Origin of the sequence: uncultured Desulfovibrio sp. (genome assembly GCF_902477725.1) — a bacterium.
GTDB lineage: Bacteria > Desulfobacterota > Desulfovibrionia > Desulfovibrionales > Desulfovibrionaceae > Desulfovibrio.
The window spans coordinates 18,898-36,944 of record NZ_CABSIF010000017.1 but is presented as its reverse complement, the minus strand read 5'-3'; the positions used below and the strand labels follow the sequence as shown (position 1 = coordinate 36,944).

The window sequence follows — 18,047 nt, the reverse complement described above, 5'->3', positions numbered from 1 at the left end:
CGGTAAATACAATAGCTTTAAACCTTGAATCCTTCACGCAGGCGCAAAAGGCCGCGCCAGTTTCTGAGCAGCAGCACCGCCGCCAGCACCAGATACACCTGCGCAAAGAAATAGTGCAGGCGTAAAGGATCGTGCGCAAGCCCCAGCAGGGCTTCAACCTGGGTGTCGTAGAGCGGCGAGAGCAACTGGGCTGCAAACAGGATGAACAGCCACAGGGCCTCGCGGACATGCAGGCGCAGATCCACCAGCAGGGCCACGGCAAAAAGTGACTGCCCGGCGGTCAGTAGTATTTCCTGAAACTGGTGAGTGTCAAGGTTTATGGAGGGTGAAAGCGAGCCGGATGACGCGGCGTAGACACCGGGGATCATGCCCACAAGCAGGGTCCACTGGTTGAGCTTGGACGAAAGCAAACTGCCCAGAGCCAGCGAAGCATTGCCCCGCGAGGCAAACATGAGGGCAATGATGAATTCGGGCGACTCCGAGGCAAGAGGCGCAAGCCACTGCACCAGCAGGAATTCGTTGATGCCAAGCAGCTTTCCGCTGGCAACCAGACTTTCACTGAAGGGTTCGGCATTGCACAAAATGACCAGCGCCGAAAAAAGGAAAATAAGAATAACGCTGCGCAGGCGTACCTTTTTGGCAAAATGGGCCAGCAGGGCTGCGGGGCCTTCGGGTTCTTCCTCTTCCACGGGTCTGCGGGCGATAATACAGATGTACCAGATATAGATGCCCAGCAGCACAACGCCGTCAACCCAGGTGAGCGAACCCTTGAGCGGAATAAACAGGGCGTAAATGGTCGCCAGGCCGAGAAAGAGCACGTCCGTGCGTTTGTCGTCCGGCAGGGAAACGCCCGAATGGAACCGTTTGGCAAAAACAAGCACAATGGCCGACCAGCCTAGGCCGATGAGCAGCCTGTTGGCCCCGGTCATATTGGCAATGGCGTAGTGGGAGTATGCGCTCTCGGGGTGCTGGCCCGCCATCCATGTAAAGTACATGTCCACGGCGTATTCGGGCAGCACGGCGATAAAGGCCACCACAGCCACGGCCACAGCCTGCGGAATGTCCATCTGGGCGACTTCACACGCCCAGGTGAGCAGAAATGACGCGCCCAGAATAGCCATGCCCGAGAGCAGGGCCACCAACAGCGGCGAAACGTCAGGGTGCAGAAAACGCAGCCCAATGCCGGGCAGGGTCATGCCCACGGCAATGATGTAAGGGCGTAATGCGCGAATGGTCATGCTGTTCTCCTTAAAAAATAAAAAAGACCTTGGCGATGTAACGCCAAGGTCTCACTAATCGGCTGTACCGACGGCGACACCAGGCCATAAGGCCATGCTGTTGATGTCGCCCGGGTTTCAAGAACCCAGTTACTCCCCTTGAACCGCCAAAATAGACGTTGTTCACGGTGCTGTCAACAATTCCACCCGGCATTCTGCGGCTTGCAGCGCTGCAAAATCCGGGGCACAGGGCTTGCTGCCGAATCCTGCGCCGCAATGTTGCAAGAGGGCAGGCGGCACTTGCCAGTATGGGTGCCTGCGGCTAAAGTGACGGTGAATTATGTGCCGGTGTTACCGGCCAGCCTAGGAGCTCTTTGTGAATATTACTTGCCCGCGTTGCGGCTTCAGCCGCGAATTGCCCGCCGATCGTCTGCCCTCCAAGGCAGTTATAGCTACATGCCCGCACTGCGCCTGCCGGTTCCGTCTGGTTCCCGGCGTTGGCGTGATGGATGTGCTGTCCGAACCGGAACACCCCGTTGAAAATCCTCCGCACAGTGAAGATTCCGAAGTCGCCGCTGCGCGGCCTGAAAATTCGGGTGCGGAACCGCATGGGCGGGGAGCCTGGCAGTCGGGCGATGATGATCCATTGCCCCCTGGGGCCATTGTTCCCGGTCATTCCGTGCAGAAACCTTCCTATTCGGATGACGAGCGGAGCGAGAGCCCCGAACCCGCGCAAAGGCCGCAGTCTGGCAAAAAATTTCCCCAGGCGGATACTGGGGAAGAAAGGCATATCGGTAACTTGTGGGGGCTGCTGGGCGGCAAAAATATTTTTGGTCAGCGTGACGATAAGAGCAGTGAAAAACGCGCTGGCGACCGGGATGACGACAATCAGCAGAATCGTAATTCGCAGCGCGGACTTTTTGGCCCGGAAGACGATGATGCTGATGACAGCCGTAAGGCCAGCGCGGCCTATGCACGTGAATCCGCGCGGTTTGAAAACGACCGCGAAGACAATCAGGACGATGGCCAGCACGGCCCAGCCAATCCCTGGGATGCCGCGCCTGAGCCGGATGGCTGGATACCCGCCTTTTACCACACCTGCATGCGGGTCATGTTTGGCGCGCACAACTTTTTTGCCCATATGCGGGCCGAATCCTCGCAGGTGCGGCCGCTGGTGTTCTATCTGATCATCAGCGTCATTCAGGTTGTTATCGAAAGGGTGTGGTCGGGCATCTTTCTTTCGCTCATGGCACCCAGCGCCGCTTCTGACCCCGAGCTGGAAAAAATGCTCATTCTGCTTTCGCCCCAGCTCAGCCTGCCCATGACCATCCTGATCAAAACAGGCGTTTCTGTGGTGCAGCTCTATGTGCTGACGGCGCTGATGCATTTTACCTATGGCTTCATAACGGGCAAAAAGCCCGAATTCTCGCTGGTGTTTCAGGTGGCGGCCTATGCGGCAGCCCCCTCGTTGTTGTGCGTGGTGCCTTTGCTGGGTTCCATTGTTGGCTTTATCTGGATGGTCGCCTGCGTCCTTGTGGGTTGCCGCACGGTTCTCAATCTTACGTGGCCGCAGACCTTCATGGGCTTTGCCCCTGTTGTGCTGCTGCTCGCGCCGCTGTTGTTGCAGGTGATGAAGGCTGCCCAATTCTGAGGAGTGCCATGGCCCGCTTTTGGCGAAAAATTGCGCTATTCTGGCATGAATTTCGCAATTGTCGTAAATATGGCGCAAGCATCAGGCCAGACACCATTCGCGCCAAGGCCGAAGACCTTGGGCACCTGGCGGAACTGGCCGGAAGAAGTATTGCGCTGACGGAAGCGGAATCGCTCCATCTGGCCCAGTTGGAGCGGGAAATGCGCAGCCTTGTGCAGATGACCCGCCAGACCTCGTTTTGCACCATCCCGGCAGAAAAACGCCGCGATCTGCACGACAGCCTGGCGCAGGCCAGGGAAAAGCTGCTCGATTCCATGCAAAATGCATGTCTGGCCTCGGAGAAAACGCAATGAACCATCTGTATACCCGGTTTTGCGGCTTGGGCGGCGCGGTGTCGCGCCAGCGCGGGCCTCTTGCGCTGGCGCTGGTCGCAGCTACAATTCTGGCAACGCTTTTGTTTACGCTCCTCGGCGGCTGCTCTTCGCCGCCAGACGACAGCCGCAGGTCTGTGAGCGTCACTGGTGATTTTGGCACGCCTTTTCAGTTTCAGATAAACAACTTTGTGCGCCGCCAGCCTCCTGCCATTTACGTGGCGCCGCAGATGGTTCTGGGGCGGCGCCCCCGCGCCCTGTTCGTGCCCTTGCGTGCCACGCAGCAGATAGCCAATGCCGTGAGCTTCAGCGAGATGCTTTCGCGGCAGGTTTGGCAGGTCTGGCTTTCGCTCAATGCCTTTCAGGCCCTTGAGTATGCGCCGCAGGGCGCGCCGTACGAACCCTCCCGCGCCATAGCTCTGGCCCGCCAGCGCGGTGCGGAAATGGTGGTCGGGGGGTACATCAATCACTACATGGACGGCGGCAGCACCGGCTCCAGCTCGCTTTCGCTGGCTATGGAGGTGTACGACGCGCGCTCCGGCACCTTGCTCTGGTCCATGGCGCAGGGTGGCTTGATGGAAGCTCGACAGGTGCATGATTTTTATCTTTTCTCCATCAGGGAACGCAACCCTGGCGACCCCTCGGGCTTTATCGCCCGCTCTCTGGCGTGGGATATGGGCCGCGAAGTGCTGGCCTGGGTTGATCCTTCGTCCAAGGAAAAGTCGTTCTGGGATACGGTGTTTGGCACTAAGGCCTTTTAGGTGTAGAGTAATCCGTTGCCGTCCCTCACCTGACGCAGTGGTTGTACTTTTTTGAACTTTCTGCGGAGCGGGCAACTGTAGCATCAGGTTTGCTTTGTGGGCGGGTTTGCCGTGCAAAGGCGAATACTGTCAAAAATATTGAGCAGATAAGCTTTGAGTCGCGGTTTTGCCATTCTGGCTTTTGATCTTTTCGGTAAGGCCGTTTTGCCGCCGCCGATATGTTACAGCCCGTCATGCGGGTTTTGCCGTCAAACTGGAGCGGGGCAGGATGCCCCGCTCCTAACTTTTTGAGTGGTAAGGAAAAAGCTCTGTTTGACGAAGCCATTGTCACAGGGTAAGTAATAAGAAATACTAGGGCTGTTCACTCCGTCACAAGCAGTTTGCGCGTTGCGTCACCGCTGCCGCATCCGTGCTTGGCTCCGGCCTTTTGCCAGCAAAAGGCCGTGAAAATATGCGGGAACAGTTCCTTGCCGATCATTCCCCCAAAGGATTTGGCTGAATGGGAAGCGGCAGAAAGGAGATCCGCCGTGTGCGCGAAGATGCAAGGTATTTATTTTGACAAGCAGGACAGGGACATCCTGGCTCTGGTCAACCGTATTCTGGAATCCGACGGCAAACAGTCGGACACATTTCTTTTTGATCCCAGCCTGCATCCGCACGGCATCAAGGAACTGGTGGCCTCGCCTGTGTCGCGCATGGCATATGCCGTCATAAACCTGCTGCGCAACCTTCAGGCGGGCCGCACACAGGCTCGCGACCGGCTGCTTGCCCTCAAGACCCTGTATGATGAAGTGCTCAACAGTGCCCACTCGGCCCTGCGGCGCAACACTGCGCGCGCCCTCATGCAGATCATGAAGAGCATGGTGCGCGCTCACGGCAGCCAGCTTGAGCAGCTCAAGCTGGCTCACGATTTTCGACGCACCGTGCAGGGTACGCCGCGCGTGGTGCGCCGCATGCTTGCGCGCTATCACCTGCCTGAAATGCCCGAAAGCTGGAATCAGCTTGCCTTTGACGACCATGTGTACGACGCCAACACCAAGGGGCGCAAAACACCCACCCATCTGATCATGGACGCGTGGATCAAGGGTATGCGTTCCCTTACTGTGGCCTATGAATACTGGGTACAGCCCGATGCTGCGCGCGAAATTCTGCGCGCAGCGGAAATCACCGGTATCGGCGTGCGTATCGGCCTGGAATTTCATATGCCTTTTTACGGGCGATTCATCAGCCTGTTCTGGATTCCCCGTGGCTTCAGCTCCAACGAGGATTTTCTGGAGTTTTTGCACAGCCCCAAGGTTGCCGAGCTTATGAAGCGGGGCCGCGAGGTGCTGCGCTGGCGTCGTGAACGCGTGCTCGAAAGCCTTGCACTCTGGAACGAAATCCAGCGTCCGCAGCTTGAAGCCCAGTGGGGAGTGACTGTGCCGGAACTGACCGGCGAGGGTTTTTCGCGGCATGTGGGCAGGGGGCAGGCCTCTGGCCTGCATCTTGCCGAGGCGCTGCATGCGCATGTGCAGCCATCGTTGCGTGAACGAGCAGCCCTGCTGCGCGAGAGCGATAGCGAGGAGGCCAGGGCCGAACTGGTTTTTCTGGATAACCTGAGCGCTGAATACATCGCCGACCACTGGCTTTCACCCCTGGAACACCCGGAAATGCCCGACCTCAACAAGCCCTGCGCGCACGGCGACCTGCCGCCGCTCATGCAGCTTTCTGTGGGCGACATTACCCGCGAACTTTCCGAACTGAACCCCGGCTACCGCCTTGTGCTGACCACCAAGGGGCTGAGCGTGGAAGACGTGGCGGAACTTTTGTGGGACAGCCGGGGCAGCATCAGCCATCTGGAAATTTTCAACATGCGCGGCTGGATGGAAGGCAAGCACTCCTGCCTCAAGGCTATCAGCGAGTTGCAGCAAGCTCTCAATGAAGGGCTTGGCCCGCGTGTGAAGCAGATGATCCGCACGATGGTGCGCCGCATGAGCACCCAGGACGAGGAGCGCGCGGCGAAGTTCCGCCATATTCTGCACAACGTACCGAAATTGTGGGAGCACTATCGCAACAAGCCCCTTGGTTCACGCCTTGGCACAAGCTCGGTGAGCCGTGATTCCTATGGCATGGGTTTTGTGCTGCGCGAAACCCTGCCCGCACGCAGCCGCAAATTCTACGCAAGGGATCAAAAACAGCCGGATATTCCCGTGTGTTCGCCGGTTGAAGAATGCGTGCGTTACAGCAAACCCCGCAATCCCTCGCCCTGGCAAAAGGCCTTGCGGTTGCTGCGCCATCTGCCCGGCTGCCGCCATATGGGTATGGAACGCCAGTCTGTCTGGAAGACCGCCAGCGTGGACTTTCGCATCTGCACCAAGGGCAACGTGCTCAACCTTGGCGGCTTGAGCCTTGCCTGCGGCAACGGCCTGCTGGACAAAAACTGTGAAAAGGGCAGCAGCGAACCTCTGGGGCCAGCCTATTTAAACAGTTTTGTGAGCAACTGCCTCAAGGTGCTCATGGGCTTCTGCCCGGCGTTTTTCTCCTTTATGTACACGCAGAACTGGTGGTTCCTCGCCTGGTGCGGCACCTTTATCTGGTTTGGCATTACGGGGTTCCGCAACGTGGTGCAGATGGTCATGGCTGCCAAGGGGGCAACGCGTTCCACGCTCATTCACTGGAAAGATCAGGTCAACGTGAGCCGCTTGTGCGATTCGCTCATGTTCACGGGTTTTTCGGTGCTGCTGCTCGAAATGCTGGTGCGCGTGCTGCTGCTTGATAAAACACTCGGCATTACTGCGGCGCAGAATCCCTGGGTGGTGTTTGGCGTGCTCAGCCTTGTTAACGGCATTTATTTGTGCGCGCACAATGTGTTTCGCGGTTTTCCCAAAGAAGCGTCCATTGGCAATCTGTTCCGCAGCCTTTTGGCCATCCCGGTGTCGTCGCTGTACAACTGGGTGCTCTATCAGGTGGCCTTTCTGCTGGGTGTGGATAATCCGGCCATGTATCTTGTGCCGAGCGCTGCGGTTATTTCCAAGATGGCCTCGGATTCGGTTGCCGCTCTCATTGAAGGTTATGCCGACAGCCAGGTGAACCTGCGCATGCGCAGATGGGATTATCGCAGTAAGCTTGCCAGTGTTTTTGACTGCTACACGCGCCTGGAGCTGTTGTTTCCTGACGAAGACGCTCTTATCAAGCTGGCGAAACCCGGCGGCTTGCAGGGCAGCGGCGGGGTGATGGGCAAGGAGCTTGAACGGGCTTTCATCATTAACGCCCTTGACCTCATGTATATATGGTTCTACCAGCCACGTGCGCAGGATGCATTCCGGCAGATTGCCAGAGCCATGCCCGAAGCTGACCGCAACGTGCTTGCGCGGGCGCAGCTGGTGCTGACGCGAGAACGCGAGGTCAGTCAGATGCTGGTGGACGGATTGCTTGGGCGCAATTTTTCCCGGCCGCTGGCTTTTTATCTGGATAAGCGTAAAGAATATCTGAGGCGGCTAAGCCGCCTGTGCCGCCCCGGAAAGATGCGGGAGCCGGGAACCTTCTGACAATCGATCGTAACCGATGCCGGAAGGCCAGACGTAGGACAAAGGATAGCAATAGAACAGGTCTTGCCTGCTACGCAGGCGTCATCTGAATAAAATCATACAGCGGGCGCGGGCATTTGTCTTTGCGCCGGGCACAGGGCGCGCCTGCCTGACAGGCAACGCCAGTACACACCGGAAGTATGGGAACGACGCGGTTCCCGTCTTCAAACCACCGTTGCAGGTTTGCCTGCTCCGGTGGTTTTTTATTGTTGCAGCAAAAGTACAATGCAAAACTGTTAGTTATTTGTTTTTTCACGGTTTTATTTTAAGCGAGTGCATTGTGTGGTCAATCAATCAAAGGTGCGCTTGTGCAAAAAATAATTTTACACTCTAGTTGCTTGTGCAAAAAATAACATTTGAATGTGAAACTAAAAGGAAAAAAAGAACTAACTAAATGCTGTGTTATGCTTGCATTGGTTTTTTATATGGTATATTTTTTTCCACAGGAGTCTTTCATACTTACGACAGAGCATTTCGCACTGATATCGTTCTGTATAACAAAAGGAGTTACGAATGAGTACGGATCTTAAGAGCATGCATATGGGTCAGATCACCTCGTTCTTTATCCCCAACGTCACACTGGTGGGCGAGGGGTGTTCCAAAGAGATTCCTGCTCGATTGAAGAGCATCAATGGTGCGAAGCCGCTGGTTGTAACTGACCAGGGTATCGTTAATGCCGGTATCCTTAAAGTGATCACCGACATCCTTGATGCCGCCAAGATGAAGTATGCCATATACGATAAGACCATCCCGAACCCCACGGACAAAAACGTTGCAGAAGCTTTTGAACTGTACAAAAAAGAAAAGTGCGACAGCATCGTTACCCTTGGCGGCGGCAGCTCGCATGACTGCGGCAAGGGCGTAGGCTTTTTGGCAGGCAACGGTGGCAAGATTCATGACTACGAAGGCGTGGACAAGTCCAAAAAGCCCTTCCCCCCGTATGTTGCAGTGAACACCACCGCTGGCACCGCCTCTGAAATGACGCGTTTCTGCATTATCACCGACACCTCGCGTAAGGTGAAAATGGCCATTGTTGACTGGCGCTGTACCCCCAGCGTGGCCATTGACGATCCCGTCCTGATGATGGGCATGCCCCCGGCCCTGACCGCGGCCACCGGCATGGACGCCCTGACCCACGCAGTGGAAGCCTACGTTTCCACCGCCGCCACGCCCATGACTGATGCCTGCGCTGAAAAGGCCATGGAATACATCAACCGCTACCTGCGCCGCGCCGTTGCCAACGGCCGGGACAAGGAAGCCCGCGAAGGCATGTGCTATGCCCAGTATCTGGCTGGCATGGCCTTCAACAACGCCAGCCTCGGTCACGTGCACGCCATGGCTCACCAGCTGGGCGGCTTCTATGATCTGCCCCATGGTGAATGCAACGCCATCCTGCTGCCCCATGTGTGTGAATACAACCGTATCTCCAGCCGTCGCCGCTTTGGCCGTATTGCCCAGCTGCTGGGTGAACTCACCCAGGGCATCAGCTCTGACGAAGCCTCGCGCAAAGCCATCACCGCCATCAACATCCTGTCTAAGGACGTGGGCATCCCTGATGGCCTGGTCGCCCTTGGCAAAAAGTACGGCAAGGAAGTACGCGAAGCCGATATCCCCACCATGACCGCCAACGCCCAGAAAGACGCCTGCGGTCTTACCAACCCCCGCTCCATGACGGATGCGGCTGTGGCGGCTATCTACAAGGCGGCCCTGTAACACAGTGTCCTCCAGAATGTAGGCCGTTTGCCTGATGCCCCCCGGTGGGACAGGTCTTTGGCAGACATTGCGGTATGAAAAACGGCGCGGGCTTTCCGCGCCGTTTTTCTTGCTTTTGCGTTGTGGTTTACGCCCCGCCCCGCTCCGTGTGCCGTGTTTCAGCTCTACGTATCTGACAGCAATATGAAATGAAAAACTGCGTGGCTTTGCTCCATAACAAAAAAAGCGGCATGGAATCCATGCCGCTTTTTGCGTGTTAAGGCAGCCCATGCCCGAGGAGCGGTGGCTCAGGGACGGATGACTTTGTCCGCCAGATCAAGGCTGGTGACAATATCAAGCATGTTTGAGGTGTCGCCAACTTCCTTGGCCTCCAGCAGGCCAAAGTGCGCAAGGCAGGTGCCGCACACAAGCACAGAAACGCCATCGGCTGCCATTTTTTTCAGGGCATCCAGCGCAGGGCCAGGCTGGGATGCCAGTTTGACGCCGCCGTTGATCAGCACAATGCGCCACAGGCGAGGTCCAAGTTCTGGCAGAGTAGCCACAAAATTGCCCATGAGTTTTGCACCCAGCCCGTCGTCGCCACGGCCAATGGTCTCAGTGGTGATGAGCACCAGCGTCCGGTTGGTTTCACCCAGGGGGCGGGATGCTTCCTCGGCCTGCTGCGGGGCGGATGCCGCAGATTCCACAGCACTTGCCGTGATGCGCCAGCAGTCGGGGCCTTCCTGGCTGGCGGCAACAGTAAAGCCGCGGCCTTCCAGAAAACGCCGCACGTTTTCCCGAGCAGGCTCGTTGTCTACCAGCACTTCAAGGGCATTTGCTCCTGCTGCCAGAGCATCGCGGGTGCGCATGACGGGCTGGGGGCAGGCCAGCCCTCTGCAATCAAATCGTTCCATGAATATCCTCCTGTTCATGATATCTGCGATTTACAACTATTAGGGGTAAGGGTAGTTAGAAAAAAGCCGATAAGCAAGATAAACTAAGGTAGGCATATATGGGCATTGCGCTTCAGGTAGTAATCATTGCCGCTTTAGGCGGTTTGGCCGTTTTGGGCGGTATACAGGGAATAAGCTGGCTGGTGGTCGGCATTATTTTTGTCTGCGCCGGTGCAAACATCTGGCTCTGGCTGAGCGGGCGTTCCCGTGCTGCCCGTCTGGCGCAGTATCTGGACGCTCAGGCCACATCGCCATCTGCTGATGGCGATGTGGAACAGCGGGCCATGCAGTGCATTGAAAGCCTGCGTGAAACGCTGAAAACCAAGGCGGACGCTCAGGTTGTGGAATCCTTGCAGGCGCAGAACAGCGAACTTGCCAAGCAGCTCAAGGAATCTGAGGAACTTGTCGTAACCTTGCGTGGGCGGCGCGAAAAAGGTGTTATCGCCCTGCACAAGGCCCATGCGGTGTGCACCAGACTTTCTGGCGACATGCGCAGGCTTGCCAGCCTCATTACGGACGTGAACGGCGGCGTTGCCGTGCAGCGCGACAGGCTTGAGGAAACAGGCGCGGCTATGGGGCGCGTGGCCGATTCTGCCAGTCAGGCCTCCCTGCGTGTGCGTGAACTCTCGGAGAGCGCCCAGAATTCAAGCGCCAGCGCCGCCACGGGCGAGCAGGAAGTGGAAGGTGCAGTTGGCTCCATTGACAGTGTGCGCGACACCATCGTGCAGCTCAAGGAAGCCATGGCGGGGCTGGGCGAAAAAGCCAGCAATATCGGTCAGGTCATGAGCGTCATCAACGAAGTGGCAGATCAGACCAATCTGCTGGCCCTCAACGCCGCCATCGAAGCCGCGCGCGCAGGCGAGGCCGGGCGCGGATTTGCCGTGGTGGCCGACGAGGTGCGCAAGCTGGCTGAAAAAACCATGGGCGCCACCAAGGAAGTCGAAGAGGCCGTAAAGGCCATTCAGGATGAAACTCGGCGCAACGTGCTGACTGTGGACAAGGCCGCCCAACTGAGCGTGGACGCGGCAGACAAGGCCAACAACGCCGGTGATGTGATGCGTGCTATTCTGCAAAGCATGGCGGATACAGCCGGGCACCTTGCCAGCATCGCTGCCGGCGCCGCTGAGCAGTCCGAGCAGAGCTCCGGAACCAGCGGCGCGCTGGAAGAAGTGCGTTGCGTGGCGGAAAGCACCTCCAAAAACATGGAGATGTTTACGGCTTCGCTGCTGACGTTCCAGAGCGGCATGGAAGAGCTGGATATGATCGTCAACGCGCTTGTTTCAGGCGACTTTGATCAGGCCCTCTCCGACAAGTTTGTGGAGTGGACGCCCAAACTCGAACTGCACGTGCCCCTGGTGGACAGGGAACACAAGCTGCTGGTGGAGTATATCAACGAACTGCATCAGGCCATGACGCATAACAAGCCCGTGTCTGAAATGATCACGGTGCTCAAGAAACTGCGCGACTACACGGCCACCCACTTTGGCGATGAAGAAAGGCTGTTCAATGTTCCCGCCTACAAGGCCGCAGCGGAACACATGAAGATCCATAAGAAGTTTGTTGCCAAGCTGGATGAGGTGGAAGGGCAGTTGCGCATGGGCACCGCCACCGTGAGCATGGATCTGCTGACCTTCCTCAAGGATTGGCTGGTACAGCACATCATGGGCACTGACCCCACCTATTTGCCCTACCTCAAACCTGAGGACAAGGAACCCGCGAAAAAGCGGTAGTCATAAAATCAAAGATGTTTTGTGCAAGCAAAGAAGCCCCGAAAGGGGCTTTTTGCTTGTGCGCAGAACCCTACAAAAAAGAGGCCGTCACGCCGGGCATGCGTGATGGCCCCTGTGCGCAGGTAGCGCGTCAGACTACTATCTGTTGTTGGCCCGTTTCACTGGGGTTTACTGCCATCGTTTGAAGCTGGGATAAAATTTCAGGGCAGGACGGCGAAAGGGCCTTCCCTCATAAATACCTGATGCTCGTCTGTCCTATGCGGGCCAGCTGCCTTCGCGCAGCCTGCGCATGCCTTCTTCACCCACATAGCGGCGCAACTGTTTGTCGGGTGCGTTGAGCAGATCCACCACCAGCAGGGCATCAAGGGTGCCAAAGGATCTGTCTTCGTGAAAGGCGGCAATCCGCCCGCCCAGTTGCAGGTAGTGCTTAAAAAGTATGGGCAGGGTGCGCCCGCCTTCCATCTGGCGCACCAGCGCGTTGACGGACTTGTAATCAAGGTGCTGGGCAAAGGGCAGTTCTTCGCGCAGTTTGCGAGGCTGTTTGCCGCGCACCAGACTTGCCAGAGGCGTATCCCAGTGGCGCAGGCGCAGGTGCCGCCAGAGCAGGTCTACCGATTGCGGGCGATAGTTGAGGCCAATGCTGGCAGGGCCAAAAAGAGTACGCACGTCATTGCGCAGGGCCATTTGCCCAATGCCCTTCCACAGCAGAAGCAGGGGAGTGTAATCGCGCTGGTATTCGGGGCAGACAAAGGCGCGTCCCAGTTCCAGCGCGTTGCCGCACTGGCGGAAAAATTCCGGATCGTACTCAAAGAGCGAGGCAGTGTAGAGGCGTTTTTTGTCATACTGCCAGGTTCCTTCTGGTTGCACCACGCGTGCCCGGTATGAACCTGCAATGTTTTTGCCTTCTTCGTCCATGAGCAACAGGTGTGAATACTGGGGGTCGTAGCGGTCTGTATCCCGCGCCTGTCCCGATCCTTCACCCAGCGCGCGGAAGGCCTCTTCGCGCCTTCTGCTCAGTTCGTCCAGCAGCAGGGGCGATTCGTTGCCCTCAAGCAGATAGACGCAGTAGCGGCCTTCGCGGGCCAGCATGCGGTTTTCCGGCAGGGCGGCAAGGCTGACCATTATATCCATCTTGGCAGCGGCAGGGGCCAGAGGCTGACAATTGGCTGCATGCCCGGCAGCGCCGTGTTCAGAACCTAGGGCAGAGCGGCAAAGCCCCAGACAGTGAGTGCGTTGCTCGTGGTTCAGCCCGGTCAGAATTTCTGCGGGGATGGCCTCGCCCACGATCATGCGGGCCGTGCTTCCCCGCTGTTTGAACAGGGTGTGGGGCAGCAGGATTTCGCCCACATTTTCTTTCAGTGCCGTTGCGGCGATAAACAGAGGATTTTGCCGTACGCCCATATGCAGGGGAACAAAATTCAGGCCAGGGATGTCGGCATTGCGACCGCCAAGCCTGCTGAGCAGGCGTGACCAGGGCTGTTCCGCAATGCCGCGTCCCAATTGCCAGCGGGCCACGCTCCCAGAAGGGAAAATACCCAGTGCTCCGCCCGATCGCAGGTGGGTCATGGCGGTGCGTAGCACCGCGGCGTTGGCGGCTGCGCCGCCAGAAAGATTCAGGGGCAGCAGCATGGGGGCAAGCTGCGCCAGTTGGGGAATGCGCAGCAAGGCATCGCTGGCAAGAATTTTGAGATCGGGACGTGCCTTGCCGCAGAGGGCTGCAAGCATCAACCCTTCAAGCGCGCCGGAGGGATGGTTGGCAAAAAGCACCACCGGCCCTCGGGCAGGGATGCGCTCCAGATCGCCGCGCAGGCATTCTGTACGCACATCCAGTGCGGTGAGGCAGGCGGTGGCAAAGGTTTGAGGGTCGCCGCACTGGGGCAGTGTGTCGGCCATCTTTTCCAACCGGGCAAAACCCGAAAGCTGACGGGCCAGGGCGCGGGCCAGCCGCCCGACGCTTCTGACCAGCGGGCGGCCAGGTGCAAGGGGTAAAATATCAGCATTGCCGGGCATGGGGATTCTCCTGTGCTTGGGCTGGGCATGCGCATGGGCGCATGCCCGGCTGGTTCCGTTTTCTGCGCGTTGCGGCGCGCCGGTCCGGGCGATGGTAAAATTCGGGAGTCTAACAGCATTCGGCGCAAACTTCCTGAGGAAGCGGCGTTGCCTTCATCTGGATCATATTTGTGCGCAGGTCGTTTTCAATATTCTGCTGGCATTCGCAGCAGCGGGTCGCCCCTGGTGCTGCCATGAGGCGGACAAGGGGAATCTCCTCGCCGCATTCTTCGCAGCGGCGAGGGCCGCCGTGCCGCAGGAGCGCCACAAGGCTCTGGAGTTCACGGATGCGCTGGGAGCTGCGGCGGGCGCTGCAATGGGCTATGTGGGCCGCCTCAAGGTGGCTGGCCGCGTCCAGTTCGTCCGCGCAGTGCTGAGCCTGAAAAACATCGCGCAGCAGGGTGAGACGGTGCATTTCTTCGTTCAGTTCGCCCTGAAGACGCTGCAAAGTGTGCAAATTGTCCATGTCTGCCTCCTTCGGAGAATTTTCGATGGTTGAACTGTTGCTCTTGGGGCATCATGAACGTGCTGGTTTGCGTTATGGTGACGCCAAGGTGAATTTGTGCGTCATGTTGGCGGCAAAGTGATGGAGAGAGAAGCGGAATGGCGGGCAGAAAATGCGGGGGGGGCCCTATGCAAAAAAGCCCGCCCCGCAATGCGGGACGGGCTTTATATCAGGCTTTATCGGCGGATTGCCGCAGCGGCCTACTTGCCGCAGAAGGACAGAAAGTAGCTGTGCATGCGCGTGTCTGGCGTAAGCTCGGGGTGGAAGGACGTGGCCAGAATATTGTTCTGGCGCACGGCTACCGCCTGACCGTCAACCTCAGCCAGCACCTTTACACCCGCGCCCACGCCAGTAATGACAGGAGCGCGAATGAAAACAGCCGGGAGGGGGGGGGCCCCGATCTCGGGTATGCTCAGGTTGGTTTCAAAACTGTCCACCTGCCTGCCAAAGGCGTTGCGTCGCACGGTGGCGTCAAGCACGCCGAGGCGGGGCTGGTCCGAGTTTTCAATGTCGCGGCACAGCAGTATAAGCCCGGCGCAACTGCCGTAAACAGGCATGCCGTCGAGTATGCGCTGGCGCAGGGGCTCAAGCATGTTCCATTCATTAAGCAGTTTGCCGATGGTAGTGCTTTCGCCGCCGGGAATGATCAGGGCATCGATGCCCTCAATATCCTTGAGCTGGCGCACCTCGCGGGCCATTGCGCCAAGGCTGGCAACAGCGGCCACATGCTCGCGAAAGGCTCCCTGAAGAGCCAGAACGCCTACGCAAAGCTGCGACATTACCAACCCCGTTCCTGCATGCGCTGGGCAGAAGGAATGGTGGAAATTTCAATGCCCACCATGGGTTCGCCCAGATCGCGGGAGATTTCGGCCAGCATGGCGAAATCATTGTAGTTGGTCACGGCCTGCACAATGGCCTTGGCGCGCTTGGCAGGGTCGCCTGATTTGAAGATGCCGGAGCCGACAAACACGCCGTCGCAGCCGAGGTGCATCATCATGGCGGCGTCAGCGGGGGTGGCGATGCCGCCAGCGGCAAAGTTCACCACGGGCAGGCGGCCTTCCTTGCGCACGGCGTAGCACACTTCAAGGGGTGCGCCGATTTCTTTGGCGTAGTTGGCAACTTCGGCTTCGGGCAGGCTGCACAGCTTGCGCACGTCGTCCATAACCTGACGGCAGTGGCGCACGGCTTCAACCACGTTGCCGGTGCCGGGTTCGCCCTTGGTGCGGATCATGGCTGCACCTTCGGCGATGCGGCGCAGGGCTTCCCCCAGATTGCGGCAGCCGCACACGAAAGGCACGGTAAAATCGCGCTTGTCGATATGGTATTTGTCGTCAGCAGGGGTGAGCACTTCACTTTCGTCAATGTAGTCGGCGCCCAGAGCCTCAAGAATGCGGGCTTCAACAAAGTGGCCGATACGGGCCTTGGCCATGACGGGAATGCTCACCACTTCCATGATGCGCTTGACGATGGTGGGGTCGGCCATACGGGCCACGCCGCCTGCGGCGCGAATATCGGCAGGTACGCGTTCCAGGGCCATGACTGCGCAGGCTCCCGCTGCTTCGGCGATTTTAGCCTGTTCGGGAGTGGTGACGTCCATGATCACGCCGCCTTTGAGCATTTCAGCAAGGCCTGTCTTCAGGCGGATGGTGCCCTGTTCCATATCTTTCTACTCCTTCTGAGCCGGAGGCCGGCTGGTGATGATGTCTGCATGCCACACATGGGCGGCTTTGCTGGCGTGTATATATGTCAATAAGCCGCACCTGACAATATGATACCTGCCATGCTCCGCAACAGGACAGCCCGCCGCAAAAAACTTCCGCCATGGGGCCATGCGGCTTGCGCTTCGGGCGTCCTCTGGCTATGCTTAAGGACTCAAAAGGAAGTATGATGACAGAAAGTTTCCCCATTCTTTTGCCATTGCTTCGCGGCCCATTGCCTTTGCACGCTTTTGAAGCGTCCGCTCAGTCCGGCCAGGCCTCTGCCGCCGGAAAAGGATCAGACCCTCACTGGGCTGGCGCTTTGCGCCTGTGGCCCGGTCTGCCTGATGCGCCTGCCGAAGGTTTTTTTTGCCCGGATACCTATCCCTTTTCACCCCGCGAGGCCGTGGCCTGCCTTGGCGATCTGCAACAGTTGGGCGATGCGGCCCTTTCCGGCCTGCCGGTAGGCGCTGCCGCCGTCGGCAACGCGCGTGCCGCGCGCCGCAGTTCAGAAATGGCAATGCTCTCCGGCCTTAAAAAATCTGATGGCGACGCCGCAGCCGCTCTGGCGGCAGAGGCGGCCCGCAAGGAGCTGCTTGCGCGTACTCAGGCGCAGAAGGCCCTGCTCTGGGTCTGGCAGCAGGAGGAACGCCTGGTTGATCTGGCGGAGCTGACCGCGCATTTTACCAAAAACGCGGGCGGGCTGGCAGCTTCTCTGGGTGTTGACCCTGATGAAGACCTTGCCGGACTAATGCCGGATGTGCTTACGGGCGACCTTGTGCGCCTTGGCTCGCCCATAGCCCTTGATGCCGGGCTTGTGCCGCCGTGGCGGCTGGTGGTGGCCAACGCGCTCTATTTTGTGCCGCCCCATGCGCCTATTATTATTGAAGGGGCCATGCGTGAAGACGTGCTGGACCTTCTGACTTTTGACCCCGCTCCAGACCGTCAGGCTTTGATTGGCGCGTCTGGCGCAGCTTCTGACTCAGCCCCCGCAGGTTCGCCGTTGCCAATGGCGGTAGAAGTCCGCGCTCCAGGCTGGAAACTGCTTGGGCATACCCGTCCCGCAGGGCAGCCGCCGCTTGATGCCGAGCGGGTGTGGATCACCTGGAGGGCCGGAGCATGAGCAGCCAGCAGGCGCAGCAGCTCACCGCGCAAGGTTTGTTCCCTCACGGCATTGCTGGCGTGATCTTTGACTGCGACGGCGTGATGATTGATTCGCGCGAGGCGAACAACATCTTTTACAATCGTGTTCTCGCCTGGTTTGGCCTGCCGCCCATGACCATTGAACAGGAAAACTACTGTTTCATGGCTACATCGCGTCAGGCCTTGCTGCATATTGTGCCGCCATCCCTGCACGGGCAGATCGACCATGTTATTCGCCACGAGGTTATTTACCAGCGCGATATCGTCCCCATGCTGCGCTTACAGCCCGGTTTTATGGACTTTATCGGCAATCTGCGGAGCAGGGGGGTGCGCATGGCCGTGCACACCAATCGAAAGCTCGATGGAATACAAACGGTTCTGGACATTTTTTCCCTGCCCTCCTATTTTAATCCTGTGGTCGCGGCGGATACAGCCGCACCCAAGCCTTCGCCCGAGGGAACGCGGCACATATGTGCCGCGTGGCAATGCCCTCCGCAGCAGGTGCTTTTTGTTGGCGACAGCGAGCACGACAAGGAGGCAGCCGGGGGGGCGGGCGTGATATTTGCCGCATTTAATGGCGGCCCGTTACGGGGAGAGATTACGGTGGCGGATTATCCCGGTCTGCACAATGCGCTGGCCGCAGTGCTGCCGCCTGTTTCCGGCCTGTAAGGCTTAACCCCGCTGCGAATACAAAAGAAAGCCACGCTGGAGG

14 protein-coding genes are annotated in these 18,047 nt (G+C 58.3%); 8 read left to right on the top strand and 6 right to left on the bottom strand.

Annotation, left to right across the window (positions count from 1 at the left end; all coding sequences use genetic code 11):
* Positions 1–17: 17 nt before the first annotated feature.
* Positions 18–1,238, bottom strand: a complete 1,221-nt coding sequence (locus RDK48_RS13470; protein WP_298994830.1) for a sodium:calcium antiporter — start codon at positions 1,236–1,238, stop codon at positions 18–20.
* A 355-nt stretch (positions 1,239–1,593) separates the two neighbouring features.
* Between RDK48_RS13470 and RDK48_RS13465 the strand changes: the two genes are divergently transcribed.
* The 5 genes from RDK48_RS13465 (at position 1,594) to RDK48_RS13445 (ending at position 9,279) form a co-directional block, all read left to right on the top strand.
* Positions 1,594–2,868: a YIP1 family protein gene (locus RDK48_RS13465; RefSeq protein ID WP_298994833.1), complete on the top strand. Its 1,275-nt coding sequence runs from the start codon at positions 1,594–1,596 to the stop codon at positions 2,866–2,868.
* Positions 2,869–2,876: 8 nt separating this feature from the next.
* Complete coding sequence (locus RDK48_RS13460) at positions 2,877–3,221, top strand: hypothetical protein (RefSeq protein ID WP_240824914.1); 345 nt, start codon at positions 2,877–2,879, stop codon at positions 3,219–3,221.
* Entirely contained in the window at positions 3,218–4,000 is a 783-nt protein-coding gene (locus RDK48_RS13455) for a hypothetical protein (protein ID WP_298994840.1), read from the top strand. The genes RDK48_RS13460 and RDK48_RS13455 overlap by 4 nt, the downstream gene beginning before the upstream one ends.
* A gap of 527 nt (positions 4,001–4,527) precedes the next feature.
* Complete coding sequence (locus RDK48_RS13450; protein ID WP_298994843.1) at positions 4,528–7,527, top strand: hypothetical protein; 3,000 nt, start codon at positions 4,528–4,530, stop codon at positions 7,525–7,527.
* 552 nt (positions 7,528–8,079) lie between these two features.
* Positions 8,080–9,279: an iron-containing alcohol dehydrogenase gene (locus tag RDK48_RS13445; protein ID WP_298994846.1), complete on the top strand. Its 1,200-nt coding sequence runs from the start codon at positions 8,080–8,082 to the stop codon at positions 9,277–9,279.
* A 287-nt stretch (positions 9,280–9,566) separates the two neighbouring features.
* Here the strand turns inward: RDK48_RS13445 and yedF are convergent, their stop codons facing one another.
* Positions 9,567–10,172 (bottom strand): sulfurtransferase-like selenium metabolism protein YedF, encoded by a 606-nt coding sequence (gene yedF / locus RDK48_RS13440; RefSeq protein WP_298994849.1) that lies wholly within the window; start codon positions 10,170–10,172, stop codon positions 9,567–9,569.
* A 98-nt stretch (positions 10,173–10,270) separates the two neighbouring features.
* Between yedF and RDK48_RS13435 the strand changes: the two genes are divergently transcribed.
* Complete coding sequence (locus tag RDK48_RS13435; protein ID WP_298994852.1) at positions 10,271–11,941, top strand: bacteriohemerythrin; 1,671 nt, start codon at positions 10,271–10,273, stop codon at positions 11,939–11,941.
* A 255-nt stretch (positions 11,942–12,196) separates the two neighbouring features.
* On the opposite strand, the gene RDK48_RS13430 is transcribed toward RDK48_RS13435, so the two are convergent.
* The 4 genes from RDK48_RS13430 to pdxS all read right to left on the bottom strand — a co-directional run bounded on the left by RDK48_RS13430 (position 12,197) and on the right by pdxS (position 16,155).
* Positions 12,197–13,951: a lysophospholipid acyltransferase family protein gene (locus RDK48_RS13430; RefSeq protein WP_298994855.1), complete on the bottom strand. Its 1,755-nt coding sequence runs from the start codon at positions 13,949–13,951 to the stop codon at positions 12,197–12,199.
* Positions 13,952–14,060: 109 nt separating this feature from the next.
* Positions 14,061–14,456, bottom strand: a complete 396-nt coding sequence (locus RDK48_RS13425) for a TraR/DksA C4-type zinc finger protein (protein ID WP_298994858.1) — start codon at positions 14,454–14,456, stop codon at positions 14,061–14,063.
* Between the two features lie 239 nt (positions 14,457–14,695).
* A complete protein-coding gene (gene pdxT / locus RDK48_RS13420) occupies positions 14,696–15,274 on the bottom strand; it encodes a pyridoxal 5'-phosphate synthase glutaminase subunit PdxT (RefSeq protein WP_298994861.1) in 579 nt (192 codons plus the stop codon).
* Entirely contained in the window at positions 15,274–16,155 is an 882-nt protein-coding gene (gene pdxS, locus RDK48_RS13415; protein WP_022659628.1) for a pyridoxal 5'-phosphate synthase lyase subunit PdxS, read from the bottom strand. The genes pdxT and pdxS overlap by 1 nt, the downstream gene beginning before the upstream one ends.
* Positions 16,156–16,382: 227 nt before the next feature.
* Between pdxS and RDK48_RS13410 the strand changes: the two genes are divergently transcribed.
* The gene (locus RDK48_RS13410; RefSeq protein ID WP_298994866.1) at positions 16,383–17,315 is read left to right on the top strand and encodes a hypothetical protein; all 933 of its coding nucleotides are present in this window, start codon (positions 16,383–16,385) and stop codon (positions 17,313–17,315) included.
* Positions 17,312–18,004: an HAD family hydrolase gene (locus RDK48_RS13405; RefSeq protein WP_298994868.1), complete on the top strand. Its 693-nt coding sequence runs from the start codon at positions 17,312–17,314 to the stop codon at positions 18,002–18,004. The genes RDK48_RS13410 and RDK48_RS13405 overlap by 4 nt, the downstream gene beginning before the upstream one ends.
* The last annotated feature ends 43 nt before the right edge of the window (positions 18,005–18,047 follow it).